Origin of the sequence: Streptomyces sp. NPDC087787 (assembly GCF_044743035.1) — a bacterium.
Taxonomy (GTDB): Bacteria; Actinomycetota; Actinomycetes; order Streptomycetales; family Streptomycetaceae; genus Streptomyces.
Genome location: NZ_JBIUVQ010000001.1, coordinates 549141 through 575241 on the forward strand (window position 1 = coordinate 549141; position 26101 = coordinate 575241).

Below are 26101 nucleotides of genomic sequence, written 5' to 3' on the forward strand. Positions count from 1 at the left end.
GGACGGGCCTCAGCCGGTCCCGCCCGGCCGGCGCGGTGGCCGGGCGGGGACGGTCAGCTGCGCCCGATAGGGGCGAGGACGGCGCCGGTGAGACCCGCCAGGTCGTCCGGGGACAGTTCGACCTCCAGGCCGCGGCGGCCCGCCGAGACGCAGATGGTGGTGTGGGCGGGGGCCGAGTCGTCCAGGACCGTGGGGAGCCTCTTGCGCTGGCCGAGGGGGGAGATGCCGCCGCGGACATAGCCGGTGGTGCGCTCCGCGAGGGCCGGGTCGGCCATCGCCGCCCGCTTGCCGCCGACCGCCGCCGCCAGGGCCTTGAGGTCCAGGGAGCCCGCGACCGGCACCACGGCCACCGTCAGGGCTCCGTCGACGTCCGCCACCAGCGTCTTGAAGACCCGGTCCGGGGAGACGCCCATCGCCTCGGCCGCCTCCTCGCCGTAGGAGGGGTGGGAGGGGTCGTGGTCGTAGGAGTGCACGGTGTAGCGCACGCCCGCCGCGGTCAGCGCCACCGTCGCCGGGGTGCCCCCCGCCCCTTTGTCCTGCTGCTTCTTCGCCTTCTTGGCCATCCCGACCCGTTCCTTCAGTTGAGACTCGTCGGCCCGCGGGTCAGCTCCGCGGCCGGCAACGACGGCAGACTACGGAGGATCGCCGTCTCCCTGCGCAGGAGTTTCAGCTCGTCGCGCAGCCGGAAGGAGACGTCGGGGGCCTGGAGCAGCCGCTGCTTCGTCGGAATGTCGAGCATCATCGCCGCCGCCACCAGGTACGACACCACGCTCGGCTCGTCCGGCAGCTCCGCGGCGGTCGACAGCGACCGCTCCCGCGCGCCCGCCAGCCGCTTCTGGTACTGGCGGAAGGACCGCAGCACCCCCTCGGCCAGCGCGCCCGCCTCGTCGCCGGGCTCCTCGGCCAGCTCCCGCAGCTCCGCCACGAGATACGGACCGGAGGCGTCCACGGACAGCAGCCGGACCCGGGTCGTGCCCGTGGCCAGCACCTCGAAGGTGCCGTCGGCCCGCTCCCGGATCGTCGCCGCGTCCGCCACACAGCCCACGGAGTGGAAGGCCTTGGCCGGGTCGGTGCCGAAGCCGGCGGCGGGGCCGCGTTCGATCCGTGCGGTCGGATCGGGCATGCCGGGGGCGCTCTCGGCCACTTCGTGGCCGTCGCGGATCGCCACGACGGCGAACCGGCGCGGTTCGTCCTCGGGCGTCTTCAGCAGCGCGCGCATCATGGCGCGGTAGCGCTCCTCGAAGACGTTCAGGGGCAGCACCAGCCCCGGGAACAGCACCGTGTTCAGGGGGAAGAGCGGAAGGCGGACGGTGGTCACGGCGCAAAAGCCTAATGCTCGCCGCGACGGGCGCGTCCGCCGAGCCCGTATCGCGGGCGCCGGGAGGGCTGCGCAGGCGGTGCCGCCCCCAGGTCGGCGCGCAGTCCCAGGAAGAACCCCAGCGGGTCGTCCGACTGCCGCTCCCAGGGGAAGGAGGTGGCGTACGGGCCGATGAGGCGCAGTTGCACGAGGGCGTCCTCGGGGCGCTCCAGCCGCAGCAGGACGCAGGTCAGCAGGTTGCGTATCTCCGCGGGCCAGGGCACGGCCGCAGGGAAGCGGGCGGAGAACACGATCGCCCGGTCGGCCGCCGCGTGCAGCCGGGCCCGCGGCACCCGGGGCCCGCAGCCGTCGGTCAGACAGGCGTAGGCGGCCCGCACGGGCAGCGCCTGGACGAGCGCGCCGGCCGGGGCGTCCTGGGCGGCCGTGTCGGCGAAGTCGAAGCACTCGCGGTGCGAGCCGTGCCAGGAGGTGGCCAGATAGCGCAGGGCGGCCACATGGCAGCCGTAGTGGTGCGGGGCGCGGCGGACCGCGGCCTCCCACAGCTCCTCGAAGTAGCGGTGCCCGGCGCGGCTGCTGCGCGCGTGGTCCAGCGCGACCCGCCACGGCACCGGGTCGCGGGCGTCGGCGCGTGCGGCGGCCGTGATCAGGGGGCTGACGCCGCGCAGCAGCTCGGCCCGCGCGGGCGAGGGCCAGGCGCGGTCGACCGCGAGCTGGGCGGCGACCAGCAGCGCGTCCGGGTCGTGCGGGGCGGTGGCGAGCCAGGCGTCCAGCCACTCCGGCCGGGAGCGGGCGATGGCGGCCAGCCGTGTCGTGTACCGGTCGCGCTCCTCCCAGCGGGCCCCCTCCCGGGTACCGGCGAGCAGCGCCGCGGCGGGCCGGTACGCGCCCTGGGCGGCGGCGACCAGCGCCGGGCCGAGAGGTTCGTCCGGCACGTCGAGGAGGACCTCGTCGTCGGAGGTGAGCCCGGCGGCGGTGAACCCGGCGGCGGGGCTGGGGACGGTTCTTGTCATCCGGGCAGGGCGGATGAACGCGGGCAGCGATGCCATGGTGCCGACCATTGAAAGACGCAGGTCGCACGCGCGCCAGGGGGTTCGGGCAAGGAGCGGAAAGTTGTACGCGGGATGGTCAAGGTCGAGTAAAAGGTGCCGGTTTCAACAACTGTCCGCACGCTGCCGGGGCCCGCGAGCCCGGCCGGATCCACATCAGAGTGCCCTAGTTCCGCCGCAGCAGCCGTGTCGCGCCCGCCGCCACCGTCGTGGCCAGGATCCAGCCGACCACGATCAGCGCCGCGGCGAGCCACTGCCAGCCGCCGCGCAGCTGCCACTGGTCCGCCTGGCCCAGGTCGACGACCGGCAGCAGCAGGTCGAGGGCGAACAGGGCGGGGTTCCACTCCGGGTGGCCGCCCGGGTCGGCAGGCGGCGGGCCCAGGCGCGCGAAGGCCAGCGAACCGGCCGCCCACAGCACCGCCATCCACACCGCGGCCCGGCCCGGCCGGTACCCGTAGGCCACCGTCCAGTCCTGGACGTAGCCCACCAGCTTGGCGGCGAGCGGCAGGGTCTCGCGGCGGCGCCGCTGCTTGGCGAGCAGCACCTCGCGCGCGTCCACGTCCTCGCCCGCCTCCCGCAGCACCGCGGCCAGCCGCTCGTACGGCTCCGGGTTGTACTCGGCGGTCGCCGCCGCCACCCAGTCCAGCCGCTCGGCCAGCGGGAACGGGCCCCGCGGCACCAGGTTCTCGTAGACGAAGCCGCCCATGTGCAGACTGCCCGGGCCGGGCCAGCTGCTCGCCCGGTCGACGAGGGTCACGACCCGCGCCCCGGACAGCAGCACCTGCCCGCGCAGGGGTGGCTCCCCGAGGAAGCGCAGCTCCGGTGTCTGCACCCGGCGCAGCGACAGCACCTGTTCGTCCGTGAGGGTGAAACGGGCCCGCTCCAGATCGACCGCGTCGCCGAACCGCCCGTCGTCCAGACGCACCCCGCCCCGGCACTCGAAGGGCTGGATCCGGGTCCCGCGCGCGGGCGTCACCCCGCTCAGCGGGCCGCCCACGCCCGCCGGGGTGAGGTACAGGGTGCGCTCGACGGTGAGCTGCGGCGCGTTCAGCGCGAACCGCTCCCGCGGGTTCGCCAGCCGGGCGCCGCGCAGGCTCAGCGAGACGCCGATCTTCGCGCTGCGCAGACTGAACTCGCCGTACGACTCCAGCAGCTCCGCCTGGAGGTCCTGGCCCACCGTCATCCCGTCGGCGGCGATCGAACGGCCGCCCCGGTCCCGGTGCACGACCGCCTGGCTGAGCAGCAGGTCCGTGCCGATGTGCGCGTCGGTCAGCCGTATCCCGCCGGTGAACCGGCAGCGCGGCAGATGCAGATCGCCCTCGGTGCGCACCCGGGCCGCCTCCAGCCGCGGCACCGCGCAGTCCACCAGCCGCACAGTGGTGAAGCGCGCCTCCGGCAGCAGCACCTCCTGGTCGAACCGGCAGCCGTTCAGCTCCACGTACGGCAGCACCGCGCCCCCGGCGAGGTCCAACGCGTCCGTGATCCGCAGGCCGCGGAGCTTCAGGGACGACACGCGCCCGGCGAGCGCGGGCGGCCCGTCGAGGAGCAGCCAGCACACGACGCGCGCCCGCACGGTCCGCTCGGGCCCCCACGGATGCCCGCCGTGCGGATCGTCCACCACGGCGTCACCGCTGCGCAGGTCGTACACGCTGCCGTTGCGGAAGGCCTGCCACATTCCCGCCTCGGTGGCGGTCAGGTCGTCGGACAGGTCCCCGGAGTGCAAGTCGGCCCCCTCCGTCACGATCCTCCCTCCCTCCCCGGCTGCTCGCGGGATGACTACGCTTCGTACAACCGGTCATGCCCGATCGGTGACGCTCTGAACACGAAATGCGAGCGGCTCCTTCCGTGCCCCGCACCAGCCCCCGACACGGCGGTCCGTATCAGTCACTGATACGGACGGACAGTGTCCGCGCGCGGTCTGAGAGAATTGACACCGTGATCTCCCGAATCGATCTGCGCGGCGACGCCCTCCCCGAGGGCCCCGCCCTGCGCGACCTGCTGCCCCGAGCCGACTTCGACGTCTCGGCCGCCCTGGAGAAGGTGCGTCCGATCTGCGAGGCCGTGCATCATCGTGGCGACGCGGCGCTGATCGACTTCGCCGAGCGGTTCGACGGCGTGCGGCTGGAGTCGGTGCGGGTTCCCGCCCAGGCACTCAAGGACGCGCTGGAGCAGCTCGACCCGGCCGTGCGCGCGGCGCTGGAGGAGTCCGTCCGGCGCGCCCGGCTCGTCCACCGCGAGCAGCGCCGCGCCTCGCACACCACCCAGGTGGTGCCCGGCGGCTCGGTGACCGAGAAGTGGGTGCCGGTCGAGCGTGTCGGGCTGTACGCGCCGGGCGGCCGGTCGGTCTACCCGTCCTCCGTGGTCATGAACGTCGTGCCCGCGCAGGAGTCCGGCGTGGAGTCGATCGCGCTCGCCTCGCCTCCCCAGGCCGAGTTCGGAGGGCTGCCGCACCCGACGATCCTCGCCGCCTGCGCCCTGCTGGGCGTCGACGAGGTGTACGCGGCCGGCGGTGCCCACGCCGTCGCGATGTTCGCGTACGGCACCGAGTCCTGCCCGCCCGCGAACATGGTCACCGGCCCCGGCAACATCTGGGTCGCCGCCGCCAAGCGCTACTTCACCGGCAGGATCGGCATCGACACCGAGGCCGGCCCCACCGAGATCGCGATCCTCGCGGACGCCGGCGCCGACCCGGTGCACGTCGCGTCCGACCTGATCAGTCAGGCCGAGCACGACCCGCTGGCCGCCGCCGTCCTGGTCACCGACTCCGCGGAGCTCGCGGACGCGGTCGAGAAGGAGCTGGAGCCGCAGGTCGCGGCGACCAAGCACATCGAGGACCGGATCCGCCCGGCCCTGTCCGGCAAGCAGTCCGCGATCGTCCTGGTCGACAGCCTCGACGCGGGCCTGAGGGTGGTCGACGCATACGGCGCCGAGCACCTGGAGATCCAGACGGCCGACGCGGCCGCGGTCGCCGACCGGGTGCGCAACGCCGGCGCGGTCTTCGTCGGCCCCTGGGCGCCGGTCTCGCTCGGCGACTACGCGGCCGGGTCCAACCACGTGCTGCCCACCGGCGGCTGCGCCTGCCACTCCTCGGGCCTGTCCGTCCAGTCCTTCCTGCGCGGCATCCACATCGTGGACTACACCGAGGACGCCCTCGCCGAGGTCGCCCACCACGTGGTGACACTGGCGGAGGCGGAGGACCTGCCCGCGCACGGCGCGGCGATCAAGGCGAGGTTCGGCTGGAAGGTACCGACGAGCAAGTGAGCTTCGGAATCGACGATCTTCCCGTACGGGACGAGCTGCGCGGCAAGTCCCCCTACGGCGCGCCCCAGCTGGACGTCCCCGTACGGCTGAACACGAACGAGAACCCCTACCCGCTGCCCGAGCCGCTGGTCGAGCGGATCACCCAGCGGGTGCGCGAGGCGGCCCGCCACCTCAACCGCTATCCCGACCGGGACGCGGTGGAGCTGCGTACCGAGCTCGCCGCGTACCTGACGAGGACGGGCGGCCACCGGGTCGGCGTCGAGAACGTCTGGGCGGCCAACGGCTCCAACGAGGTCATGCAGCAACTGCTGCAGACCTTCGGCGGTCCGGGCCGTACCGCGATCGGCTTCGAGCCCTCGTACTCCATGCACGCGCTCATCGCGCGCGGCACGGGCACGGGCTGGATCTCCGGGCCGCGCCGCGAGGACTTCACGATCGACCTCGCCGCCGCCGAGCGGGCGATCGCGGAGCACCGACCGGACGTCGTCTTCGTCACCACCCCCAACAACCCCACCGGCAACGCGGTGCCGCCGTCGACGGTCCTCGCGCTGTACGAGGCGGCGCAGGCGGCCAAGCCGTCCATGGTGGTCGTGGACGAGGCGTACATCGAGTTCAGCCACGGCGCCTCGCTGCTGCCGCTGCTCCAGGACCGGCCGCACCTGGTCGTCTCCCGCACCATGTCCAAGGCGTTCGGCGCCGCCGGACTGCGCCTCGGCTACCTCGCGGCGCACCCGGCGGTGGTGGACGCCGTGCAGCTGGTCCGGCTGCCGTACCACCTCTCGGCGATCACCCAGGCGACGGCGCTGGCCGCCCTGGAGCACACCGACACGCTGCTCGGCTATGTCGAGCAGCTGAAGGCCGAACGGGACCGGCTCGTCGGCGAACTGCGCGCGATCGGCTACGACGTGGTCGAGTCGGACGCCAACTTCATCCAGTTCGGGCGGTTCGAGGACGCCCACACCGCCTGGCGGCGGATCCTGGACCGGGGCGTCCTGGTCCGGGACAACGGCGTACCGGGGTGGCTGCGGGTCACCGCCGGAACGCCCCAGGAGAACGACGCGTTCCTCGACGCGGTACGGGAACTGAAGAAGGAACAGGAGCAGAGCGGATGACTCGCGAGGGACGCGTCGGCAGGGTCGAGCGCACCACCAAGGAGACCTCGGTCCTGGTCGAGATCGGCCTCGACGGCACCGGCAGGACCGACATCGCCACCGGCGTCGGCTTCTACGACCACATGCTCGACCAGCTCGGCCGGCACGGTCTGTTCGACCTGACCGTGAAGACCGACGGCGATCTGCACATCGACTCCCACCACACCATCGAGGACACCGCCCTCGCGCTGGGCGCCGCCTTCAAGCAGGCGCTCGGCGACAAGGTGGGCATCTACCGCTTCGGCAACTGCACGGTCCCGCTGGACGAGTCGCTCGCCCAGGTCACCGTCGACCTGTCCGGCCGCCCGTACCTCGTGCACACCGAGCCCGAGAACATGGCGCCGATGATCGGCGAGTACGACACCACGATGACCCGCCACATCCTGGAGTCCTTCGTCGCCCAGGCGCAGATCGCGCTGCACGTGCACGTGCCCTACGGGCGCAACGCGCACCACATCGTGGAGTGCCAGTTCAAGGCCCTGGCCCGGGCGCTGCGGTACGCGTCCGAGCGCGACACGCGCGCGGCCGGCATCATCCCCTCCACGAAGGGCGCCCTGTGAGCGACGCACGCGCGGCCGCCGGGCCGCAGACGGCTGGGGGCACCTCCCAGGCCGTCAAGGCACTGAGGGAGATGGCCGCGCCTCTGCGCCGCGCGGGCGGAGAAGCGAACGGAGGGGCACTGTGACCGGCCTGTCGACCCTGCTGATCGTCGTCGGGCTGTTCCTGCTCGGCGGCATCATCTCCTTCGTCAAGCAGCAGATGCCGAAGAGCCTCATCGTGCTGCTGTCCATCGGCGCGGCGATGTGCCTCGTCGCGGGCGTGATGCGGCTGGGGGTGTGGAGTTGAGCACCGGTAAAAAGGTCGTGGTCCTCGACTACGGCTTCGGCAACGTCCGTTCGGCCGAGCGGGCCCTCGCCCGCGCGGGAGCCGACGTCGAGATCACCGGCGACTACGACGCGGCGATGAACGCCGAAGGTCTGCTGGTGCCGGGCGTGGGCGCCTTCGCCGCCTGCATGCGCGGACTGAAGGACGTGCGCGGCGACTGGATCATCGACCGCCGGCTGTCCGGCGGGCGCCCGGTCATGGGCGTCTGCGTCGGCATGCAGGTCCTCTTCGCGCGCGGCATCGAGCACGGGGTGGAGGCCGACGGCCTGGACGAGTGGCCCGGCACGGTCGAGCCGCTCCAGGCGGACGTCGTGCCCCACATGGGCTGGAACACCGTGCAGGCGCCGGCCGGCTCGGAGCTGTTCGCCGGCCTGGACGAGGACGCCCGCTTCTACTTCGTGCACTCCTACGCCGTCCACGACTGGCGCCTCGAGACCCACAACCCGGCGCTGCGCGCCCCCAGGGTGACCTGGGCGACGCACGGCAAGCCCTTCGTGGCCGCCGTGGAGAACGACGCCCTGTGGGCCACCCAGTTCCACCCCGAGAAGTCCGGCGACGCCGGAGCGCAGCTGCTCACCAACTGGATCGGAACCCTGTAGAGACATGGCCAAGCTCGAACTCCTCCCCGCCGTCGACGTCCGCGACGGCCAGGCCGTGCGCCTCGTGCACGGCGAGTCCGGCACGGAGACCTCCTACGGCGCCCCGCTGGAGGCCGCCCTGGCCTGGCAGCGCGCGGGCGCCGAGTGGCTGCACCTGGTGGACCTGGACGCCGCGTTCGGAACCGGCGACAACCGCGAGCTGATCTCCGAGGTCGCCCGCGCCATGGACATCAAGGTGGAGCTGTCCGGTGGCATCCGCGACGACGACACCCTCGCCGCCGCCCTGGCCACCGGCTGCACCCGCGTGAACCTCGGCACCGCCGCCCTGGAGTCCCCCGAGTGGGTCGCCAAGGTCATCGGCCAGTACGGCGACCGGATCGCGGTCGGCCTGGACGTGCGGGGCACCACGCTGCGCGGCCGCGGCTGGACCCGCGACGGCGGCGACCTGTACGAGACGCTGGAGCGCCTCGACAAGGAGGGCTGCGCCCGCTACGTCGTCACCGACATCGCCAAGGACGGCACCCTCCAGGGCCCCAACCTGGAGCTGCTGAAGAACGTCTGCGCGGCCACCGACCGTCCGGTGGTGGCGTCGGGCGGCGTCTCCTCGCTCGACGACCTGCGGGCGCTGGCCGGCCTCGTGCCGCTCGGTGTCGAGGGCGCCATTGTCGGGAAGGCCCTGTATGCGAAGGCGTTCACCCTGGAAGAGGCCTTGGAGGCAGTGGCGTCATGACGTCGGAAGCCGTACGGCGCGTGTTGAGCGGAAGTCCTTGGGAAGAGACGTTCGGTTACGCGCGCGCCGTCGCGGCGGGTGACCGGGTCCTGGTGGCCGGTACGACGGCCTTCAAGGGCCCCGTGCTGTACGGGGAGGGCGATCCGTACGAGCAGGCGAAGGTCGCGTTCACCAGCGCGCTGGACGCGATCACCGAGTTCGGGCTGGGCCCCGACGCGGTGGTCCGCACCCGGATGTACCTGACCCATCTGCGGGACGTGGACGAGGTGGGCAGGGCCCACAAGGAACTGTTCGACTCGGTGCGTCCGGTCTCGACCCTGCTGGTGGTCGAGGGCTTCGTGGATCCGCGCATCCTGGTCGAGATCGAGCTAGAGGCATACAGAGGAGCCGTGGATTCATGACCCTGGCGGTCCGAGTCATCCCCTGCCTGGACGTGGACGGCGGCCGGGTGGTCAAGGGCGTCAACTTCCAGAACCTGCGCGACGCCGGCGACCCCGTCGAGATGGCCAAGGTGTACGACGCCGAGGGCGCCGACGAGTTGACGTTCCTGGACATCACCGCGTCCTCGGGCGACCGGGAGACGACGTACGACGTGGTGCGCCGCACCGCCGAGCAGGTGTTCATCCCGCTGACGGTGGGCGGCGGCGTCCGCACCACCGAGGACGTGGACCGGCTGCTGCGGGCGGGCGCGGACAAGGTGGGTGTCAACACGGCCGCGATCGCCCGCCCGGAGCTGATCCGGGAGATCGCCGAGCGCTTCGGCCGCCAGGTGCTGGTCCTGTCGGTGGACGCCCGCCGCACCCCGTCCGGGAGCTTCGAGGTGACCACCCACGGCGGCCGCCGGGGCACCGGCATCGACGCGGTGGAGTGGGCGCACCGGGCGGCGGAGCTGGGCGCGGGCGAGATCCTGCTCAACTCGATGGACGCGGACGGCACGAAGGACGGCTACGACCTGGAGATGATCGCGGCCGTCCGCAAGCACGTGACGGTACCGGTGATCGCCTCGGGCGGCGCCGGCAGGCTCGCCGACTTCGCCCCGGCCGTCACGGCGGGCGCGGACGCGGTCCTGGCCGCCTCGGTCTTCCACTTCGGCGACCTGCGCATCGGCCAGGTCAAGGAGAGCCTGCGGGAGGCGGGGCACCCCGTCCGGTAGTCCTGCAGAGAGGCCACTCACGTGACCACCGTCTCCGCGGCTTCCGCAGAGGCACTCGCCGTCGAGCGTCCCGCCCACCGTGACGGCAACGTCCTGCGGTGGCTCGGTGCCTACACCGCCTCGATGGTGGGCGACAACGTCTACTACCTCGCCCTGGCCTGGGCGGCCGTCCGTGCCGGGTCGCCCGCGCAGGCCGGGGTCGTGATGGCGGTCAGCGCCCTGCCCAGGGCCCTGCTGATGCTGGGCGGGGGAGTGATCGCCGACCGGCTCGGGCCGCGCAGGGTCGTCATCGGCAGCGATGTGGTGCGCTGCGCGGCCGTGCTCGGCGTGGCGGCGCTGCTGTGGCTCGCCGGTCCCGGCCTGTGGCCGCTGGCCGCGCTCGCCCTGGTCTTCGGTGCCGTGGACGCCGTGTTCATGCCCGCCGTGGGCGCCCTGCCCGCGCGTGTGACGAGCCGGGGCCAGCTCGCGCGCGTGCAGGGCATGCGCGGGCTGGCGATCCGCTTCGCGAGCATCGTCGGCGCCCCGCTCGGCGGTCTCGGCGTCGCCCTCGGGGGCGCCGCCGCGGCGTTCGGGATCGCCGGGCTGCTGATCGCCGTGTCCGTGCCGCTGCTGCTCTCCGTGCGGGTCGGAGAGCTGCCGCCGGACGACACCGCCGGCGCCGACGACTCCACGGCCTGGCGGGACCTGGTGGGCGGCCTGCGGTACATCCGCCACCACCGCGTCCTCGCCCCGCTGATGCTGGCCATCGCCCTCGGCGACCTCGGCTTCACCGGCCCGCTCAACGTGGGCCTGGCCCTGCTCGCCGACCAGCGCGGCTGGGGCGCCTCCGGCATGGGCTGGGTGCTGGCCGGGTTCAGCGTCGGCGCCGGCGCCGTCTCCCTGCTGCTGACCGTACGCGGACGGCTGCCCCGCGCGGGCAGCCTGGCCGGCTGCGCGATCTTCGCCGGCTCCGCGGCTGTCGGCGCCCTCGCTTACGTACCGAACGTCCTCGGCGCCGCCGGGGTGGCCGTGCTCGCCGGCCTCCTCACCGGGCTCAGCGGCGCCCTGTGCGGCGCGCTGCTGCAGACCCAGTCCGAACCCGCCTACCTCGGCCGGGTCACCGCCGTGGCCGGTCTGGTCAGCCTGGGTCTCGCCCCGCTCGGCATGCCGCTGTCGGCCGCCGCGATCGGGGCCTGGGGGACCGGCCCGGTGTTCGTCGCCAGCGCGGCGGTGTGCGCACTGGGCGGGGTCGTCGCCCTGGCCGCCCCCGCCCTGCGCCGCGCCGAACTGCCGCACTGAACCCCGCCGGAGCGGCGGGTTCAGAGCCCGAGCTGCTTGGTCTCCGTCAGCTTCGCAATCGCGTCCTGGTCGCCGGCCTTCTCGACCCGGGCCGCGCTCTGCCGGCCGAACGCGAACAGCAGCAGCTCCGACGGCTCGCCCGTCACCGTCACCACCGGCGTGCCCCGGTGCGCGACGGCCGTGCGGCCGTCGGGGCGGCGCAGGACCAGACCGGTGGGGATGCCCCGGCCCAGCAGCCGGGCGGTGCGCTCCAGCCGGGACCACAGGGTCTCCTGGAAGACCGGGTCGAGGTCGCGCGGCGACCAGTCGGGCTGGGCACGGCGCACGTCCTCGGTGTGGACGTAGAACTCGACGGTGTTGGCCGCCTCGTCGAGCTGCTTGAGCTGGAAGGGTGAGAAGCGCGGCGGGCCGGTACGGATCAGCTGGATCAGCTCCTCGTACGGCTTCGCCGCGTACTCCTCCAGCACCTTCTGGAGGCGCGGCGCCAGCGGCTTGATCAGCACGCCGCCGGCCGCGTCGGGACGCCGCTCGCGCACCACCACGTGCGCCGCCAGATCACGGGTGAGCCACCCCTCGCAGAGGGTCGGCGCCTCAGGACCGGCGGTCTCCAAGAGGTCGGCGAGAAGGAGCCGTTCACGCTTGGCAAAGGTCGACATGTGGTCAGCCTACGACCACGTACCGCGTCCGCCCACCCGTCGACCGGCCGCCTCACACCGACGAGGCACCCCCCGCAGGCGCCCCGCGGCAACCCCCTCGTACCGCGGCGCCCACCCACTGGAACGCGGCCCCGGCCCGCGGTCCCGCGCGGCACAATGGCACCCATGAGCAGCACGCCCGGCACTCCCGCCCCTCACCCGACCACCGCTCCTCATCGAGGCGCTTCGCGCCACAGTGGTCCCTCCGGCAGCCTCGACCAGGAGATCGCCCGGCGCCTCAAGCGCAGCGCGGACGGGCTCCTGCCCGCCATCGCCCAGCAGTACGACACCGGCGAGGTACTGATGCTCGGCTGGATGGACGACGAGGCGCTGCACCGCACGCTGACCACCGGCCGCTGCACCTACTGGTCGCGCAGCCGCGGGGAGTACTGGGTCAAGGGAGACACCTCCGGACACGTGCAGCACGTCAAGTCCGTCGCCCTGGACTGCGACGCCGACACCGTGCTGGTCAAGGTCGACCAGGTGGGCGCCGCCTGCCACACCGGCGACCGCACCTGCTTCGACGCCGACGTCCTGCTGAAGGACGCCGGTTCCGGCGCGGGCACCGAAGATCAGTAGGGTCAGCCGCCATGGACCTCGAGACGTTCCGCAAGCTCGCCACCGACCGACGTGTCATCCCGGTCACCCGCAAGCTCCTCGCCGACGGCGACACCCCGGTCGGGCTCTACCGCAAGCTCGCCGCCGAACGCCCCGGCACCTTCCTGCTGGAGTCCGCTGAAAACGGCCGCTCCGCGTTCACATGGTCCCGGTACTCCTTCGTCGGCGTCCGCAGCGACGCCACCCTCACCGAGCGCGACGGCCAGGCCCACTGGCTCGGCACCCCGCCGGTCGGCGTCCCCGCCGAGGGCGACCCGCTCGCCGCCCTGCGCACCACCGTCGAAACCCTGCACACCCCCCGCGACCTCGCCCACGACCTGGGTCTGCCGCCCTTCACCGGCGGCATGGTCGGCTACCTCGGCTACGACGTCGTGCGCCGCCTGGAGAAGATCGGCCCCGGCGAGCGCGACGACCTGCGCCTTCCCGAGCTGACCATGCTGCTCACCTCCGACCTCGCGGTCCTCGACCACTGGGACGGCACGGTCCTGCTGATCGCCAACGCGATCAACCACAACGACCTGGACACCGGCGTCGACGAGGCGTACGCCGACGCGGTGGCCCGCCTGGACGCCATGGAGGCGGACCTGTCCCGCCCGGTCGCCCAGCCGCCCGCCGCGCTGCCGGCCTCCGAACTGCCCGAGTACACCGCGCTGTGGGGCGGCCAGGACTTCCGGGCGGCGGTGGAGGACGTCAAGGAGCGCATCCGCGCGGGCGAGGCCTTCCAGGTCGTTCCCTCGCAGCGCTTCGAGACGCCGTGCACGGCGAGCGCGCTGGACGTCTACCGGGTGCTCAGGGCCACCAACCCCTCGCCGTACATGTACCTGTTCCGGTTCGACGGATTCGACGTCGTCGGATCCAGCCCGGAGGCCCTGGTGAAGGTCGAGGACGGGCGGGCCATGGTCCACCCCATCGCCGGCACCCGGCCGCGCGGCGCCACCCCGCAGCAGGACCAGGTCCTCGCCGAGGAACTGCTCGCCGACCCCAAGGAGCGCGCCGAGCACCTGATGCTCGTCGACCTCGGGCGCAACGACCTGGGCCGGGTCTGCGAGCCGGGCTCCGTCGAGGTCGTCGACTTCATGTCCGTCGAGCGGTACTCGCACGTCATGCACATCGTCTCCACCGTGACCGGACGGGTCGCGGCGGGCCGCACCGCCTTCGACGTGCTGACCGCCTGCTTCCCGGCCGGCACCCTGTCGGGCGCGCCGAAGCCGCGGGCCATGCAGATCATCGACGAACTCGAGCCGTCCCGGCGGGGGTTGTACGGCGGTTGCGTGGGCTACCTGGACTTCGCCGGCGACTCCGACACCGCCATCGCCATCCGCACCGCCCTGCTGCGCGACGGCACCGCCTACGTCCAGGCGGGCGCCGGCATCGTCGCCGACTCCGACCCGGTGGCCGAGGACACCGAGTGCCGCAACAAGGCGGCGGCCGTGCTGCGGGCCGTGCACACCGCGAACCGGCTGGGACAGTAGGGCGTTTCTCACGTCCGCCACATGAACCCCGGATGACGCCACACCCGCGGTCCGAGCGATAGTGGAGTACGTGACTGCCCTACCTCACCCCCGTTCCGAAGCCGCCCCCGCCCGGTCCGGCCGCCGCAGCCTCGCCGTCGCCCTGCTCTGCGGCGCGCTCGGCGCGGCCGTGGCGCTGCTCGCCACCCGGCAGCGCTGGGCGGAGGGCACCGCGACGGTGGCCGGCGGAGCCTTCCCGCTGACCGCCAGGGGCAGCGAGGTCACCGGCGTGCCCGCCGCGCTCGCCATAGTGGGCCTGGCCGCGCTCGTCGCCGTCTTCGCCGTCCGCCGCTCCGGCCGCGTCCTGGTCGCCGTGCTGCTCGCGCTCTCCGGCGCGGGCACGGTCGCCGCCGCCCTGTTCGGCGCCACCGGCGGCGCCGCCCTCGACGACAAGGCCGCCCAGGTCTCCGGCGACACCGCCGCGACCGCCACCGCGCTGAGCCACACCGGCTGGCCCTACGTCGCGGCCGCCGGCGGGGTGCTGCTGTTCCTGGCCGGCCTGCTCGCCCTGCGCTACGGCCGCCTGTGGCCCGCCATGTCCGGCCGCTACGAGCGCTCCGGCGCCCCCCGCTCCCGCGCGGCCCGCCCGGTGGACCCCGACCGCCCCGAGGACCTGTGGAAGGCCCTGGACCGCGGCGAGGACCCGACCGGCTCCGGACCCGCCTGACCGGACCCGGCCGGGGCGCACGTCCCGCCCGCGCCCGATCGGCGGTCGCAAGGAGCCACCCCCGCTCACGTCGTGTGCGCGCGTGCGGGACAATGGAGCCGAGCGTCCGGCTCAGACAAGAACACAGCAACGAGGAGCAAGTCATGGCGGGCAGCAGCCACGGTCACACCCCGGCCGCCTGGACCGGTGTCATCATCGCCTTCATCGGTTTCTGCGTCGCGGGCGCCTTCATGGTGATGGCCCAGCCGGTCGGCTTCTGGCTCGGCATGGGGATCGTGCTGGCCGGCGGCGTCGTCGGCGGCACCATGCGCATGATGGGCCTCGGCCAGAAGAACGAGCACCCGGTGCACCAGGTCGGCCCGCGTGAGGCGGCCCGCGCCGAGAGCTGAGGTACGCGCGGGGGCGGGCCCGTTCGAGCCGACAGCCCCAGGGGCGGCCCGGTGCCGCCCCTCGCGCGCGCGTGCGCGCCCGCTCCGGGGCACAATGCGAGGCGTGAACCCCGACAGCCAGAGGGTGACGCACGACCGGACGCCCGTACCCCGTCCCCGGCGCAGCCCGGACGCCACCGCCGTCCCCTCGCACGCGACCGCCGTGCTCAGGCGGCTCGCGGTCCCCGCCGGGGTGCTGACCGCCGTCGCCGGCGCCTTCGCCTACGTCGGGGCCGTGGACCCCAACCAGCCCGGCCACTACCCGGTCTGCCCCCTGCTGCGCTATGCCGGTGTCTACTGCCCGGGCTGCGGCGGGCTGCGCAGCGCCCACGCCTTCGTCCACGGGGACTTCGCAGCGGCCCTGCACGACAACGCCCTGGCCGTCACGGGCTATCTGGTCTTCGCCGTGGCCTGGACGCTGTGGGCCCTGCGCGCCGCGCGCGGACGGCCGCCGCGTCCCGTGCTCGGGCCGGCGCACCTGTGGGGCCTCGGAGCCCTGGCGCTGGCATTCACCGTTGTCCGGAACCTGCCGTTCGGTGGTCGGCTGCATCCCTGATCGGGCACGGTATGTCCAGGTGGTGGGACCGCCGTCCACCGGATGCGGGGTCGGCGCCCGCCTCCGGATACCATCGCAAGTACCACCGGTCCCGCCCGCCTGATCGGTTTCACGGCGGGCCGCCGGAGGCCGCAAGACCCGCTGGAACAGTCCACCGCCCGGAAGGGGGCCGCTCGCGTGAGTGTGCTCGACGAGATCATCGACGGAGTCCGTGCCGACCTTTCGGAGCGGCAGGCGCGCGTCAGCCTCGACGAGCTCAAGGAGCGCGCGGCGAAGGCACCCGCGGCCAAGGACGGCGCGGCCGCGCTGCGCGGCGAAGGCGTCAAGGTCATCTGCGAGGTCAAGCGCTCCAGCCCGTCCAAGGGCGCGCTGGCCGCGATCGCCGACCCGGCCGGGCTCGCCGCGGACTACGAGGCGGGCGGCGCCTCCGTCATCTCGGTGCTGACCGAACAGCGCCGCTTCGGCGGCTCGCTGGCCGACCTGGAGGCGGTCCGCGCGCGCGTGGACATCCCGGTCCTGCGCAAGGACTTCATCGTCACCTCGTACCAGCTGTGGGAGGCCCGGGCCCACGGCGCCGACCTCGCCCTGCTGATCGTCGCCGCCCTGGACCAGCCGGCCCTGGAGTCGCTGATCGAGCGCGCGGTGTCCATCGGACTCACCCCGCTCGTCGAGGTCCACGACGAGGACGAGGTCGAGCGCGCGGTGGACGCGGGTGCCAAGGTGATCGGCGTCAACGCGCGCAACCTGAAGACCCTCGAGGTCGACCGCGACACCTTCGAGCGGGTGGCCCCGGAGATCCCGGACGGCATCGTCAAGATCGCCGAGTCCGGGGTGCGCGGCCCGCACGACCTCATCGCCTACGCCAACGCCGGCGCCGACGCGGTCCTGGTGGGCGAGTCCCTCGTCACCGGCCGCGACCCGAAGACGGCGGTCGCCGACCTGGTGGCGGCCGGGGCGCACCCCGCGCTGCGGCACGGGCGGAGCTGAGCACCGGCCGCTCACCCGAGCGGCCGTACGCCGGTAGAGTGTGCCCCGATGACCCTCCCGATCGCCGAACCCGCCAGGGACCCGTACGCCCGCCTCGCGCGCGGCTGCCGGCCCCGGGGCTGCCGCGCGCCCGCACGCCGTGTGCACGGCCGCAGGGTGCGGTACGTCATCGGCGACGAACCGGGCCAGGTCAACGGCATGCGATGGCGTCGCCCGCGTGCGCGCCACCAGCGGTGAGCTGAACCGCGTCGTCCGGTCCGAGGCCGGTCGCCCGGTCCTGGCCGCTCGCGGCCCCGGCCGCCGTACCGCGACCGCGGTCCGGCCGCCGGCCCAGTGGCCCGCCCGCCGGCGCCGGTGCCCGCACCCCCGCGGCACGGCACGCGCACGCGACCACCGTGACCCCCAGACCGACCGATCCCGGGGCAGACGCCCCTGTGAGGTATCCGCATGCCCAGCGAGTTCTTCATTCCCGACCCGGAGGGCCAGGTGCCGAGCGCCGAGGGCTACTTCGGCGCGTTCGGCGGCAAGTTCATCCCGGAGGCGCTCGTCGCCGCCGTGGACGAGGTCGCCGTCGAGTACGACAAGGCCAAGGCCGACCCCGAGTTCGCCCGCGAGCTCGACGACCTGCTCGCCCACTACACCGGCCGCCCCAGCGCCCTCACCGAGGTGCCCCGCTTCGCCGAGCACGCCGGCGGCGCCCGCGTGTTCCTCAAGCGCGAGGACCTCAACCACACCGGCTCCCACAAGATCAACAACGTGCTCGGGCAGGCCCTGCTCACCCGGCGGATGGGCAAGACCCGGGTGATCGCCGAGACCGGCGCCGGACAGCACGGTGTCGCGACCGCCACCGCCTGCGCCCTCTTCGGCCTCCAGTGCACGATCTACATGGGTGAGATCGACACGAAGCGGCAGGCCCTGAACGTGGCCCGGATGCGCATGCTCGGCGCCGAGGTCGTCGCCGTGAAGTCCGGCAGCCGCACCCTGAAGGACGCCATCAACGAGGCGTTCCGCGACTGGGTCGCCAACGTCGACCACACCCACTACCTGTTCGGGACCGTGGCCGGACCGCACCCCTTCCCGGCCATGGTCCGCGACTTCCACCGGGTCATCGGCGTCGAGGCGCGCCGCCAGCTCCTCGAGCGCGCCGGGCGCCTGCCCGACGCGGCCGTCGCCTGTGTCGGCGGCGGCTCCAACGCCATCGGCCTCTTCCACGCCTTCATCCCGGACAGCGGGGTCCGCCTCATCGGGTGCGAGCCCGCCGGGCACGGCGTCGACACCGGCGAGCACGCGGCCACCCTGACCGCGGGCGAGCCCGGCATCCTGCACGGCTCGCGCTCCTACGTCCTCCAGGACGACGAGGGCCAGATCACCGAGCCGTACTCCATCTCCGCCGGCCTCGACTACCCCGGCATCGGCCCCGAGCACTCCTACCTCAAGGACTCCAGCCGCGGCGAGTACCGCGCGATCACCGACGACGCGGCCATGCAGGCGCTGCGCCTGCTGTCGCGGACCGAGGGCATCATCCCGGCGATCGAGAGCGCGCACGCGCTGGCCGGCGCCCTTGAAGTGGGCCGGGAACTGGGCGAGGACGGGCTGATCGTGGTCAACCTCTCCGGCCGCGGCGACAAGGACATGGACACCGCCGCCCGCTACTTCGGCCTGTACGACACCGACGCCGAGGTGGCCGCCGACGAAGCCGACACCGCCGAGATCGAGGGGGACGCCAAGTGAGCGGGACCGCAACGACCGGTGGACAGGCCCGGCTGCTGGCCGACACCCTGGCCGCCGCCAAGGCGGAGGGCCGGTCCGCCCTCATCGCCTACCTGCCGGCCGGGTTCCCGACCGTGGACGGCGGCATCGAGGCGATCAAGGCCGTCTTCGACGGCGGCGCCGACGTCGTCGAGGTCGGACTGCCGCACAGCGACCCGGTCCTGGACGGTCCGGTCATCCAGACCGCGGACGACATCGCGCTGCGCGGCGGCGTCAGGATCGCGGACGTCATGCGGACGGTGAAGGAGGCCCACGCGGCCACCGGCAAGCCGGTGCTCGTCATGACGTACTGGAACCCCGTCGACCGCTACGGCGTCGAGCGGTTCACCGCCGAGCTGGCCGCGGCGGGCGGCGCCGGCTGCATCCTGCCGGACCTGCCGGTCCAGGAGTCGGCCCTGTGGCGGGAACACGCCGAGAAGCACGGCCTGGCGACGGTGTTCGTCGTCGCGCCCAGCAGCAGGGACGAGCGCCTCGCCGAGATCACCGCGGCCGGCTCCGGATTCGTCTACGCCGCCTCCTTGATGGGTGTCACCGGCACCCGTGAGTCGGTGGGCACACAGGCCCAGGACCTGGTGGAACGCACCCGGGCCACCGGCACCGGCCTGCCCGTCTGCGTCGGCCTCGGCGTGTCCGGCCGCGCCCAGGCCGCCGAGGTCGCCGGCTTCGCCGACGGAGTGATCGTCGGTTCGGCCTTCGTCAAGCGGATGCTGGAGGCCCCGGACCCGGCGGCCGGCGTCGAGGCCGTCCGCGCCCTCGCGGGCGAGCTGGCGAGCGGGGTGCGCGGCCCGGCGTAACGACGGCCGCGGCACATCCTTCGATCGCCCGAACGGGTGGTCCTGGCACCGGGGAGGCGCAATGCGCCTCCCCGGTTCGTTCAGGGGGTGTGAGCGAGAAGAACCATCAGGGAAAGCGCGGCGCCCGGGAGCGTCTGGCGGCCGAGCGCGAGAAGCAGAAGGCCACGGAGAGGCGGCGGCGGACGCTGATCGTGGCCGCGACCGTCGTCTGCGTCCTGGGCCTGGCGGCGGTGATCGGCCTGGTCGCCGCCAACTCCGGCAAGCACAAGAGCAGCAGCGCCGCGGGCCCGGTCGTGGCGCCCTCCGGCGCGCAGGGCAAGGACAGCCTGGCGATCCCGGTCGGCCAAGGCGGAGCCAGGTCGACGCTCACCGTGTGGGAGGACTTCCGCTGCCCGGCCTGCCAGTCCTTCGAGACGATGTACCGGCCGACGATCCGCGAGCTGACCGACGCCGGAAAGCTCAGGGTCGAGTACCACCTGGTCAGACTGATCGACGGCAACCTCGGCGGCACCGGCTCCCTGCGCGCGGCCAACGCGGCGGCCTGCGCCCAGGACGCCGGCAAGTTCCCCGCCTACCATGACGTGCTCTACCAGCACCAGCCCCACGAGACCGACGACGCCTTCGCGGACAACGACGAGCTCATCCGGCTCGCGGGCAAGGTGAGCGGTCTGAACACCCCGGCCTTCGACAAGTGCGTGCGCGACGGCACGCACGACAGCTGGGTCGACAAGTCCCACGAGGCCTTCCAGTCCGGCAACTTCTCGGGCACCCCGACCGTCCTGCTGAACGGGAAGAACATCCTCCAGGACCAGACGATGACCCCGGCGAAGCTGAAGCAGATGGTGGAAGCGGCCGCCAGCAAATGAGTGAGGCACGAGCCGCCCGTTATGGACCCGTAGCCGGGCCGCTTGCCGTGGCGCCGCTCCGGCTGCGGTAGCGTCGACCCTGCCATGGAACTTGCCTACATTCCCAGCCCGTCGCGCGGTGTGCTGTACCTCGGTCCCATTCCGCTGCGCGGCTACGCCTTCAGCATCCTCGTCGGCCTCTTCGTCGCCCTCTGGATCGTCGACCGCCGGTGGGTCGCGCGTGGCGGCAAGAAGGGCACCGCCTGGGACATCGCCGTCTGGGCCGTCCCGTTCGGCCTGGTGGGCGGTCGCCTCTACCACGTGATCACCGACTACGAACTCTATTTCGGTGATGGCCGGAACTGGGTCGACGCCTTCAAGGTCTGGGAAGGCGGACTCGGTATCTGGGGGGCCGTCGCGCTGGGCGCGCTCGGTGCCTGGGTCGGCTGCCGCCGCCGGGGCATCGCGCTGCCGCCGTACGCCGACGCCGTGGCCCCCGGACTGGCGATCGCGCAGGCGTTCGGGCGCTGGGGCAACTGGTTCAACCAGGAGCTGTACGGCCGGGAGACGCACGTTCCGTGGGCGCTGCACATCACGTCCTCGGCGGACGGCCGCGTGCCGGGGTACTACCACCCGACGTTCCTGTACGAGTCGCTGTGGTGCGTCGGCGTCGCGCTGCTGGTGATCTGGGCCGACCGCCGGTTCAAGCTGGGTCACGGAAGGGCGTTCGCGCTGTACGTCGCCGCGTACTGCGCGGGCCGGTTCTGGATCGAGTACATGCGGGTCGACGAGGCCCACCACATCCTGGGCCTGCGGCTGAACAACTGGACCGCGTTGATCCTCTTCCTCGCGGCCGTGGCCTACATGATCGTCTCGGCCCGGCTCCGGCCCGGCCGCGAGGAGACGGTCGAGCCGGAACTGCCGTCCGCCGAGGAGAGCGCCGAGGCCGAGGCCGGCACGGACGCCGAGGACGAGAAGCCCGCGCGGGAGCGGGGCTCGGACGACGCGGAGGGCACCGAGGACGCGCGCGCGGCCGCCGACGCGTCCCCCGACGGCCAGGACGGCGCGGCCGACGGTGCGAAGGACGGGGCCGGGACGGTTCGCAAGAACTGACGTCCGGCCGGACGTACAGGGACGAGGGCGCGCCCGGATCACCGGGGCGCCCTCGTCGTGTCAGTACCGCCGGGCCAGGGCGAGCGTGCGCCGGGCCGCCGCGACCACCGCCGCGTCGATGAAGCGGCCGTCCGGGAGGGCCTGAGCGCCCCGCTCCGCGGTGGCCGCCTTGACGACCGTCTCGGCCTCCTCCAGCTCCCGGTCGGTCGGCAGATAGGCGCGCTCGATGATCGGGAGCTGGCGCGGGTGGATGGCCGCGCGGCCGAGGAAGCCGAGGGCGCGGCCGTGCGCGCAGGAGGACGCCAGGCCCTCCAGATCGCGGATGTCCGGGTGGACGGACTGGGTCGGCGGAGCGAGACCGGCCGCGCGGGCGGCCACGACGACCCGGGCGCGGCACCAGTCAAGGCCGGAGTCCTGCCGTACCCCCAGGTCGGCGCGGAGGTCGGCCTCGCCGATCGAGATGCCGCGCAGGGCGGGGTGCGCGGAGGCGATGACGTGGGCGCGCTCGATGGCCAGCGCGGTCTCCAGGAGGGCGTACAGCGGAGGCCCCGAACCGTCCGCGGGCGGCAGGACCTGCGCGCTCTCCGTCCGTGCCGCGACCCGGGCGACCTGCCCGGCGGACGTCACCTTCGGCAGCCTCAGCCCCGCAAGGCCCGGCCGGGGCGCCACCGCCGCCAGGTCCGCGGCGGCCAGCGGCCCGTCGACCGCGTTGATCCGCACATGCACCGGGACCGGCGGCGGCTCGGTCAGCAGCTCGGCGGTGGCCGCGCGGGCGTACTCCTTGCGGTCCGGGGCGACCGCGTCCTCCAGGTCGACGACCACCACGTCGGCGCCGGAGGCCAGCGCCTTGGCCACGACGTGCGGGCGGTCGCCCGGAGCGTACAGCCAGGTGAGCGGGCAGAAGGCGGTGACCGTCACAGGGCGCCCTCCGCACGCAGCGCGGCCAGCTCCTCCGCGGTGAGGCCGAGTTCGGTCAGGACCGCGTCCGTGTCCGCGCCGTGCGGGCGGCCCGCCCAGCGGATCGCGCCCGGGGTGGCGGAGAGCCGGAAGAGGACGTTCTGCATGCGCATCCGGCCGAGTTCCGGGTCGTGCAGGGTGGTCAGGGTGCCGAGGGCCCGGTACTGCGGGTCGGCCATCACGTCCCGTACGTCCTGGATCGGCGCGATCGCCGCCTGGGCCTTCTCGAAGGCGGCCAGGACCTCGGTGCGGGTGTGCCGGGCGATCCAGCCGCCGACCGCCTCGTCGAGCAGGCCGGCGTGCGCGGCCCGCTCCTCGCCGCTCGCGAACCAGGGCTCGTCGATCAGCTCCGGGCGGCCCACCAGCCGCATCACGCGTTCCGCGACCGACTGGGCCGAGGTGGAGACCGCCACCCAGGTGCCGTCGCTGGTGCGGTAGGCGTTGCGCGGGGCGTTGTTCTGTGTGCGGTTGCCGGTGCGGGGCTGGATGTAGCCGAGCTGGTCGTACCACAGGGGCTGCGGGCCGAGGACGGTCAGGATCGGCTCGATGATCGCCATGTCCACGATCTGGCCGGCGCCGGTGCGCTCCCGTGCCGTGAGCGCGGTCATCACCGCGTACGCCGTGGCCAGGCCCGCGATCGAGTCGGCGAGCCCGAACGGCGGGAGCGTCGGGGGCGCGTCCGGCTCGCCCGTGATCGCGGCGAATCCGCTCAGTGCCTCCGCCAGGGTGCCGAACCCGGGCCGGGAGGCGTACGGGCCGAACTGGCCGAACCCGGTGACCCGGGCCAGCACCAGGCGCGGATTGGCAGCCGACAGCTCCGGCCAGCCGAGCTCCCACCTCTCCAGGGTGCCGGGCCGGAAGTTCTCGACGATCACGTCGGCGCCGGCGGCCAGCCGCAGCAGGGTGCGGCGGCCACCGGGTTTCGACAGGTCCAGCGTGATGGTGCGCTTGTTCCGGCCGAGCAGCTTCCACCACAGGCCGACCCCGTCCTTCGACGGCCCGTGGCCCCGGGACGGGTCCGGCTTCACCGGGTGCTCGACCTTGATCACCTCGGCGCCGAAGTCACCGAGCATGGTGGCGGCGATGGGACCGGCGAAGAGGGTGGCGAGGTCGAGCACGCGCAGACCGGCGAGCGGGCCGCCGGCGTCGGGCGCGGTGTCGTGGGGCGCGGTCATGAAGTGGGCCCGGCGGCGTCGCTCATGGGGCGGGAGGCCTCCAGATGCGTGAGGTGGGCCAGGGTGTCGAATCCGGTGCCGTCGAAGTCGCCCACCGATGTGGCCAGCCGGTTCTTGAGCGGCGCCGTCCAGCGGTCGGGCAGCGCGCCCGGGGAACCGGCGAGGAGGGCCGCGACACCGCCGGCCGTGGCACCGTTCGAGTCGGTGTCCCAGCCGCCGGAGACGGCACGGCAGACGGAACCGGTGAAGTCGCCGCCGGCGTGGGTCAGCGCGGCGGCGATCAGCGCGGTGTTGGGCACGGCGTGCACCCAGTGGAAGTCGCAGTGGACGGCGTGGAGTTCGTCCACGACCCGGTCGAAGTCCTCGTGTTCCCACGCGAGTCGGACGGCGTGGCGCACGGCGCGGGCGAGCCGGGATCCGGGCGGCACGACGGTCAGGCCGGCGGCCAGGCAGGTGTGGACGTCGTCGGTTCCGGTCGCCGCGGTGGCGATGACGGCGGCGGCGAACATCGCGGCGTAGACGCCGTTCGCGGTGTGGGTCAGGGCGGCGTCGCGGTGGGCCTGCGCGGCCGCGGCCGCCGGGTCGCCGGGGTTGGTCCAGCCGTGCACGTCGGCACGGGTCAGGGCGCCGATCCACTCGCGGAAGGGGTTGCGGTGCCGGGCGGTGTGCGGGGGTTCGATGCCGAGCAGCAGGTTGCGGTAGGCGACGCGTTCGGCGGTGAAGGTACGGCCCGCGGGGAGTTCGTCGAGCCAGAGGCGGGCGGTGTCGGCGGTCGTGAACCGCTTCCCGTGGCGTTGCAGGAGAAGGAGATTGAGCAGGGGGTAGTTGAGGTCGTCGTCCTCGGGCATGCCGTCGATGTTCTCGGCCAGGCAGTGGGCCGCCGAGCGGCGGTTCCAGGGGTAGGCGACGGCCAGGTCCTCGGGTACGCCCCTGGCGGTGAACCAGGTGTGCAGCGGCCAGTTGCCGGTGGCCCGGGCGAGTTGGCGGATGCCGGTGAGGGGCAGCTTCTCCACGGGCTTGCCCAGCAGACAGCCCGCGGCCCGGCCGAGCCAGGCTGCCTCCAGGCGCTCGGCGGTCACCGAGGGGGCGGACGTTCCCTGCTGCTTCGGCCAGTCCGGGCACAGCGCCTTGATCGCGGCCGGGTCCGTCGGTTCCGCGTCCGCCAACCGGCTGGGCAGTTCGGCCAGTTCGTCCAGCAGGTCCTCCGCCAGGAGGCGCAGATAGCGGGAGGCGCGCCCCGGGGACGCGCCCGCGCGGGCCGGTGCCTCGGGGCCGCCCGCAGCGCGCCAGCGGGCGGCGATCGCCGACGGTTCGCGGCCGTCCTGCACCGCCTGGCGCAGCTCGTGGCCGAGCAGGTCCTCCGGCTGGACCCAGGTCAGTCGGAGCATTCCGGGCCTCCCATCCCGGCGAACGCCCGCTCGTGGGCGCGCCGCCGCCGTACGTCCTTCTCGAAGATCTCCCGGGTCACCCCGGCCAGCGTGCGCGCCGGTTCCCACAGGTCCAGGCGGCTGGCCTCGGCCACCGTCTTCGCCCAGTCCTCCGGCACGGGCGAGCCCAGCGCGCCCGCCAGCGCCCCGGCCATCGTCGCGATGGAGTCGCAGTCGCGGCCGTAGTTCACCGCGCCGAGGACGGCCTGCCGGAAGTCGCCGCGCGCCACCGTCAGCATGCCGAGCGCGACGGGCAGTTCCTCGATCGCGTGCAGACGGGACGGGCGGCGGGCGCCCAGGGACGGGTTCCGGTAGTCCGGCCCGACCGTGTCGTACGGCGCCACCGCCTCCCGCAGCGGGCCGAGCGCCGACTCGAAGTCCGCACAGCCGCGGGCCACTTCGCAGACCCGCTCGATCGCGGCGCGGGTACCGTCCTTCGCCGGCGCCAGGCACGCCGCCACCACCGAGTCCGGGCTCGCCCCCGGCGCGCAGGCCGCCGCCACCGCGGCCGCCAGGACGCCCGCCGCCTCCCTGCCGTAGGAGGACTGGTGGGCGCCCGCCATGTCCACGGCCTCGGCGTACGCGGCCGCCGGGTTGGCCGCGTTGACCAGGCCCACAGGCGCCATGTACATCGCTGCACCGCAGTTGACGATGTTTCCGGCGCCGGCCTCGCGCGGGTCGACGTGGCCGTAGTGCAGCCGCGCCACCAGCCACTTCTCCGCCAGGAACACCCGGTGCAGCGGCAGCGCCTCGGCCTGGAGCTCGGGGATCCAGCGCGGGTTCGTCATCAGGTCGGGCACCAGGTGGTCGGCGATCGCGTAGGCGTCGAGGTGGTCGCGGACGCGTGCGTACACCCGGACCAGGGCGTGTGTCATCAAGGTGTCGTCGGTGACGTGGCCGTCGCCCTTGTGGTACGGGGCGATGGGGCGGGCGGTGCGCCACCGCTCGCCGTGCCAGGGGCCGACGACGCCGTGCACGCGGCCGCCGTGGCGCTCGAGGATCTGGTCGGGGGAGTAGCCCTCGACGGGGCCGCCGAGCGCGTCGCCGACGGCCGCTCCCACGAGTGCGCCGGTGATCCGCTCCTCCAGGTCCGCGTTCCGGACCGCGCCTCGGCTCTGTTCTCCTTTGGGCGTCATG

At 73.7% G+C, this 26101-nt stretch carries 29 protein-coding genes; 20 read left to right on the forward strand and 9 right to left on the reverse strand.

Annotation, left to right across the window (positions count from 1 at the left end; all coding sequences use genetic code 11):
• Positions 1 to 53: 53 nt before the first annotated feature.
• From ybaK to ACIOWN_RS02550, 4 genes are all read right to left on the reverse strand, one after another.
• Positions 54 to 563, reverse strand: a complete 510-nt coding sequence (ybaK, locus tag ACIOWN_RS02535; protein WP_401979912.1) for a Cys-tRNA(Pro) deacylase — start codon at positions 561 to 563, stop codon at positions 54 to 56.
• A gap of 14 nt (positions 564 to 577) precedes the next feature.
• Positions 578 to 1318, reverse strand: coding sequence for an LON peptidase substrate-binding domain-containing protein (locus tag ACIOWN_RS02540; protein ID WP_401979915.1), 741 nt, complete (start codon positions 1316 to 1318; stop codon positions 578 to 580).
• 11 nt (positions 1319 to 1329) lie between these two features.
• Positions 1330 to 2376 (reverse strand): hypothetical protein, encoded by a 1047-nt coding sequence (locus tag ACIOWN_RS02545; protein ID WP_401979917.1) that lies wholly within the window; start codon positions 2374 to 2376, stop codon positions 1330 to 1332.
• 154 nt (positions 2377 to 2530) lie between these two features.
• Complete coding sequence (locus ACIOWN_RS02550) at positions 2531 to 4105, reverse strand: oxidoreductase (protein WP_362349342.1); 1575 nt, start codon at positions 4103 to 4105, stop codon at positions 2531 to 2533.
• 194 nt (positions 4106 to 4299) lie between these two features.
• Between ACIOWN_RS02550 and hisD the strand changes: the two genes are divergently transcribed.
• The 9 genes from hisD to ACIOWN_RS02595 all read left to right on the forward strand — a co-directional run bounded on the left by hisD (position 4300) and on the right by ACIOWN_RS02595 (position 11421).
• Complete coding sequence (hisD, locus tag ACIOWN_RS02555) at positions 4300 to 5625, forward strand: histidinol dehydrogenase (RefSeq protein ID WP_401979920.1); 1326 nt, start codon at positions 4300 to 4302, stop codon at positions 5623 to 5625.
• On the forward strand, positions 5622 to 6737 hold the full coding sequence (locus ACIOWN_RS02560) for a histidinol-phosphate transaminase (protein ID WP_401979922.1): 1116 nt from the start codon (positions 5622 to 5624) through the stop codon (positions 6735 to 6737). Before hisD ends, ACIOWN_RS02560 begins: the two co-directional genes overlap by 4 nt.
• A complete protein-coding gene (gene hisB / locus ACIOWN_RS02565) occupies positions 6734 to 7336 on the forward strand; it encodes an imidazoleglycerol-phosphate dehydratase HisB (protein ID WP_100569596.1) in 603 nt (200 codons plus the stop codon). Before ACIOWN_RS02560 ends, hisB begins: the two co-directional genes overlap by 4 nt.
• A 121-nt stretch (positions 7337 to 7457) precedes the next feature.
• Positions 7458 to 7622 (forward strand): hypothetical protein, encoded by a 165-nt coding sequence (locus ACIOWN_RS02570; RefSeq protein ID WP_199836676.1) that lies wholly within the window; start codon positions 7458 to 7460, stop codon positions 7620 to 7622.
• Positions 7613 to 8260: an imidazole glycerol phosphate synthase subunit HisH gene (gene hisH / locus ACIOWN_RS02575; protein WP_401979924.1), complete on the forward strand. Its 648-nt coding sequence runs from the start codon at positions 7613 to 7615 to the stop codon at positions 8258 to 8260. Before ACIOWN_RS02570 ends, hisH begins: the two co-directional genes overlap by 10 nt.
• Positions 8261 to 8264: 4 nt before the next feature.
• The gene (priA, locus tag ACIOWN_RS02580) at positions 8265 to 8990 is read left to right on the forward strand and encodes a bifunctional 1-(5-phosphoribosyl)-5-((5-phosphoribosylamino)methylideneamino)imidazole-4-carboxamide isomerase/phosphoribosylanthranilate isomerase PriA (protein ID WP_326802088.1); all 726 of its coding nucleotides are present in this window, start codon (positions 8265 to 8267) and stop codon (positions 8988 to 8990) included.
• Positions 8987 to 9391 (forward strand): RidA family protein, encoded by a 405-nt coding sequence (locus tag ACIOWN_RS02585; protein WP_401979926.1) that lies wholly within the window; start codon positions 8987 to 8989, stop codon positions 9389 to 9391. The genes priA and ACIOWN_RS02585 overlap by 4 nt, the downstream gene beginning before the upstream one ends.
• On the forward strand, positions 9388 to 10143 hold the full coding sequence (hisF, locus tag ACIOWN_RS02590) for an imidazole glycerol phosphate synthase subunit HisF (RefSeq protein WP_401979929.1): 756 nt from the start codon (positions 9388 to 9390) through the stop codon (positions 10141 to 10143). Before ACIOWN_RS02585 ends, hisF begins: the two co-directional genes overlap by 4 nt.
• 21 nt (positions 10144 to 10164) lie before the next feature.
• Complete coding sequence (locus ACIOWN_RS02595; RefSeq protein ID WP_362349352.1) at positions 10165 to 11421, forward strand: MFS transporter; 1257 nt, start codon at positions 10165 to 10167, stop codon at positions 11419 to 11421.
• A 20-nt stretch (positions 11422 to 11441) separates the two neighbouring features.
• On the opposite strand, the gene ACIOWN_RS02600 is transcribed toward ACIOWN_RS02595, so the two are convergent.
• Entirely contained in the window at positions 11442 to 12077 is a 636-nt protein-coding gene (locus tag ACIOWN_RS02600) for a TIGR03085 family metal-binding protein (RefSeq protein WP_401979932.1), read from the reverse strand.
• Positions 12078 to 12242: 165 nt separating this feature from the next.
• On the opposite strand from ACIOWN_RS02600, the gene hisI reads away from it, so the two are divergent.
• The 11 genes from hisI (at position 12243) to lgt (ending at position 21405) form a co-directional block, all read left to right on the forward strand.
• Entirely contained in the window at positions 12243 to 12695 is a 453-nt protein-coding gene (hisI, locus tag ACIOWN_RS02605) for a phosphoribosyl-AMP cyclohydrolase (protein ID WP_362349356.1), read from the forward strand.
• Between the two features lie 11 nt (positions 12696 to 12706).
• The gene (locus tag ACIOWN_RS02610) at positions 12707 to 14206 is read left to right on the forward strand and encodes an anthranilate synthase component I (protein WP_362349358.1); all 1500 of its coding nucleotides are present in this window, start codon (positions 12707 to 12709) and stop codon (positions 14204 to 14206) included.
• Between the two features lie 61 nt (positions 14207 to 14267).
• Positions 14268 to 14912, forward strand: coding sequence for a TIGR02234 family membrane protein (locus ACIOWN_RS02615; RefSeq protein WP_401979936.1), 645 nt, complete (start codon positions 14268 to 14270; stop codon positions 14910 to 14912).
• Between the two features lie 143 nt (positions 14913 to 15055).
• Entirely contained in the window at positions 15056 to 15301 is a 246-nt protein-coding gene (locus ACIOWN_RS02620; RefSeq protein ID WP_362349362.1) for an HGxxPAAW family protein, read from the forward strand.
• Positions 15302 to 15395: 94 nt separating this feature from the next.
• Positions 15396 to 15896 (forward strand): DUF2752 domain-containing protein, encoded by a 501-nt coding sequence (locus ACIOWN_RS02625; protein ID WP_362349363.1) that lies wholly within the window; start codon positions 15396 to 15398, stop codon positions 15894 to 15896.
• Positions 15897 to 16073: 177 nt separating this feature from the next.
• Positions 16074 to 16883: an indole-3-glycerol phosphate synthase TrpC gene (gene trpC / locus ACIOWN_RS02630; protein WP_362349365.1), complete on the forward strand. Its 810-nt coding sequence runs from the start codon at positions 16074 to 16076 to the stop codon at positions 16881 to 16883.
• A 48-nt stretch (positions 16884 to 16931) separates the two neighbouring features.
• Positions 16932 to 17120: a tryptophan biosynthesis modulator TrpM gene (gene trpM, locus ACIOWN_RS02635; protein ID WP_100569584.1), complete on the forward strand. Its 189-nt coding sequence runs from the start codon at positions 16932 to 16934 to the stop codon at positions 17118 to 17120.
• A gap of 210 nt (positions 17121 to 17330) precedes the next feature.
• Positions 17331 to 18614, forward strand: coding sequence for a tryptophan synthase subunit beta (gene trpB / locus ACIOWN_RS02640; protein ID WP_401979939.1), 1284 nt, complete (start codon positions 17331 to 17333; stop codon positions 18612 to 18614).
• A complete protein-coding gene (gene trpA / locus ACIOWN_RS02645) occupies positions 18611 to 19447 on the forward strand; it encodes a tryptophan synthase subunit alpha (RefSeq protein WP_401979942.1) in 837 nt (278 codons plus the stop codon). Before trpB ends, trpA begins: the two co-directional genes overlap by 4 nt.
• An 89-nt stretch (positions 19448 to 19536) precedes the next feature.
• Positions 19537 to 20313, forward strand: coding sequence for a thioredoxin domain-containing protein (locus tag ACIOWN_RS02650; RefSeq protein ID WP_362349370.1), 777 nt, complete (start codon positions 19537 to 19539; stop codon positions 20311 to 20313).
• Between the two features lie 84 nt (positions 20314 to 20397).
• A complete protein-coding gene (gene lgt, locus ACIOWN_RS02655) occupies positions 20398 to 21405 on the forward strand; it encodes a prolipoprotein diacylglyceryl transferase (RefSeq protein WP_362349372.1) in 1008 nt (335 codons plus the stop codon).
• 60 nt (positions 21406 to 21465) lie between these two features.
• Here lgt and ACIOWN_RS02660 read toward each other — a convergent pair whose 3' ends face one another.
• From ACIOWN_RS02660 to ACIOWN_RS02675, 4 genes are read right to left on the reverse strand one after another with little or no spacing between them, the layout of a single operon-like run.
• A complete protein-coding gene (locus ACIOWN_RS02660) occupies positions 21466 to 22323 on the reverse strand; it encodes a CoA ester lyase (RefSeq protein WP_362349374.1) in 858 nt (285 codons plus the stop codon).
• The gene (locus tag ACIOWN_RS02665) at positions 22320 to 23537 is read right to left on the reverse strand and encodes a CoA transferase (protein WP_362349376.1); all 1218 of its coding nucleotides are present in this window, start codon (positions 23535 to 23537) and stop codon (positions 22320 to 22322) included. Before ACIOWN_RS02665 ends, ACIOWN_RS02660 begins: the two co-directional genes overlap by 4 nt.
• Positions 23534 to 24925, reverse strand: coding sequence for an ADP-ribosylglycohydrolase family protein (locus ACIOWN_RS02670; protein WP_362349378.1), 1392 nt, complete (start codon positions 24923 to 24925; stop codon positions 23534 to 23536). Before ACIOWN_RS02670 ends, ACIOWN_RS02665 begins: the two co-directional genes overlap by 4 nt.
• Positions 24913 to 26100, reverse strand: a complete 1188-nt coding sequence (locus ACIOWN_RS02675) for an ADP-ribosylglycohydrolase family protein (RefSeq protein ID WP_362349380.1) — start codon at positions 26098 to 26100, stop codon at positions 24913 to 24915. The genes ACIOWN_RS02670 and ACIOWN_RS02675 overlap by 13 nt, the downstream gene beginning before the upstream one ends.
• Position 26101 lies beyond the last annotated feature (1 nt).

Bases quoted from the DNA above. Each gene is read 5' to 3' on its own strand.
- ACIOWN_RS02625 (WP_362349363.1), top strand. From the start codon at position 15,396: ATGCGAGGCGTGAACCCCGACAGCCAGAGGGTGACGCACGACCGGACG.
- ybaK (WP_401979912.1), bottom strand. From the start codon at position 563: ATGGCCAAGAAGGCGAAGAAGCAGCAGGACAAAGGGGCGGGGGGCACC.
- ACIOWN_RS02620 (WP_362349362.1), top strand. From the start codon at position 15,056: ATGGCGGGCAGCAGCCACGGTCACACCCCGGCCGCCTGGACCGGTGTC.
- ACIOWN_RS02545 (WP_401979917.1), bottom strand. From the start codon at position 2,376: ATGGTCGGCACCATGGCATCGCTGCCCGCGTTCATCCGCCCTGCCCGG.
- ACIOWN_RS02675 (WP_362349380.1), bottom strand. From the start codon at position 26,100: ATGACGCCCAAAGGAGAACAGAGCCGAGGCGCGGTCCGGAACGCGGAC.
- lgt (WP_362349372.1), top strand. From the start codon at position 20,398: ATGGAACTTGCCTACATTCCCAGCCCGTCGCGCGGTGTGCTGTACCTC.
- hisI (WP_362349356.1), top strand. From the start codon at position 12,243: ATGAGCAGCACGCCCGGCACTCCCGCCCCTCACCCGACCACCGCTCCT.
- trpB (WP_401979939.1), top strand. From the start codon at position 17,331: ATGCCCAGCGAGTTCTTCATTCCCGACCCGGAGGGCCAGGTGCCGAGC.
- ACIOWN_RS02665 (WP_362349376.1), bottom strand. From the start codon at position 23,537: ATGACCGCGCCCCACGACACCGCGCCCGACGCCGGCGGCCCGCTCGCC.
- ACIOWN_RS02610 (WP_362349358.1), top strand. From the start codon at position 12,707: ATGGACCTCGAGACGTTCCGCAAGCTCGCCACCGACCGACGTGTCATC.
- priA (WP_326802088.1), top strand. From the start codon at position 8,265: ATGGCCAAGCTCGAACTCCTCCCCGCCGTCGACGTCCGCGACGGCCAG.
- hisF (WP_401979929.1), top strand. From the start codon at position 9,388: ATGACCCTGGCGGTCCGAGTCATCCCCTGCCTGGACGTGGACGGCGGC.
- trpM (WP_100569584.1), top strand. From the start codon at position 16,932: ATGACCCTCCCGATCGCCGAACCCGCCAGGGACCCGTACGCCCGCCTC.
- ACIOWN_RS02585 (WP_401979926.1), top strand. From the start codon at position 8,987: ATGACGTCGGAAGCCGTACGGCGCGTGTTGAGCGGAAGTCCTTGGGAA.
- ACIOWN_RS02670 (WP_362349378.1), bottom strand. From the start codon at position 24,925: ATGCTCCGACTGACCTGGGTCCAGCCGGAGGACCTGCTCGGCCACGAG.
- hisB (WP_100569596.1), top strand. From the start codon at position 6,734: ATGACTCGCGAGGGACGCGTCGGCAGGGTCGAGCGCACCACCAAGGAG.
- ACIOWN_RS02600 (WP_401979932.1), bottom strand. From the start codon at position 12,077: ATGTCGACCTTTGCCAAGCGTGAACGGCTCCTTCTCGCCGACCTCTTG.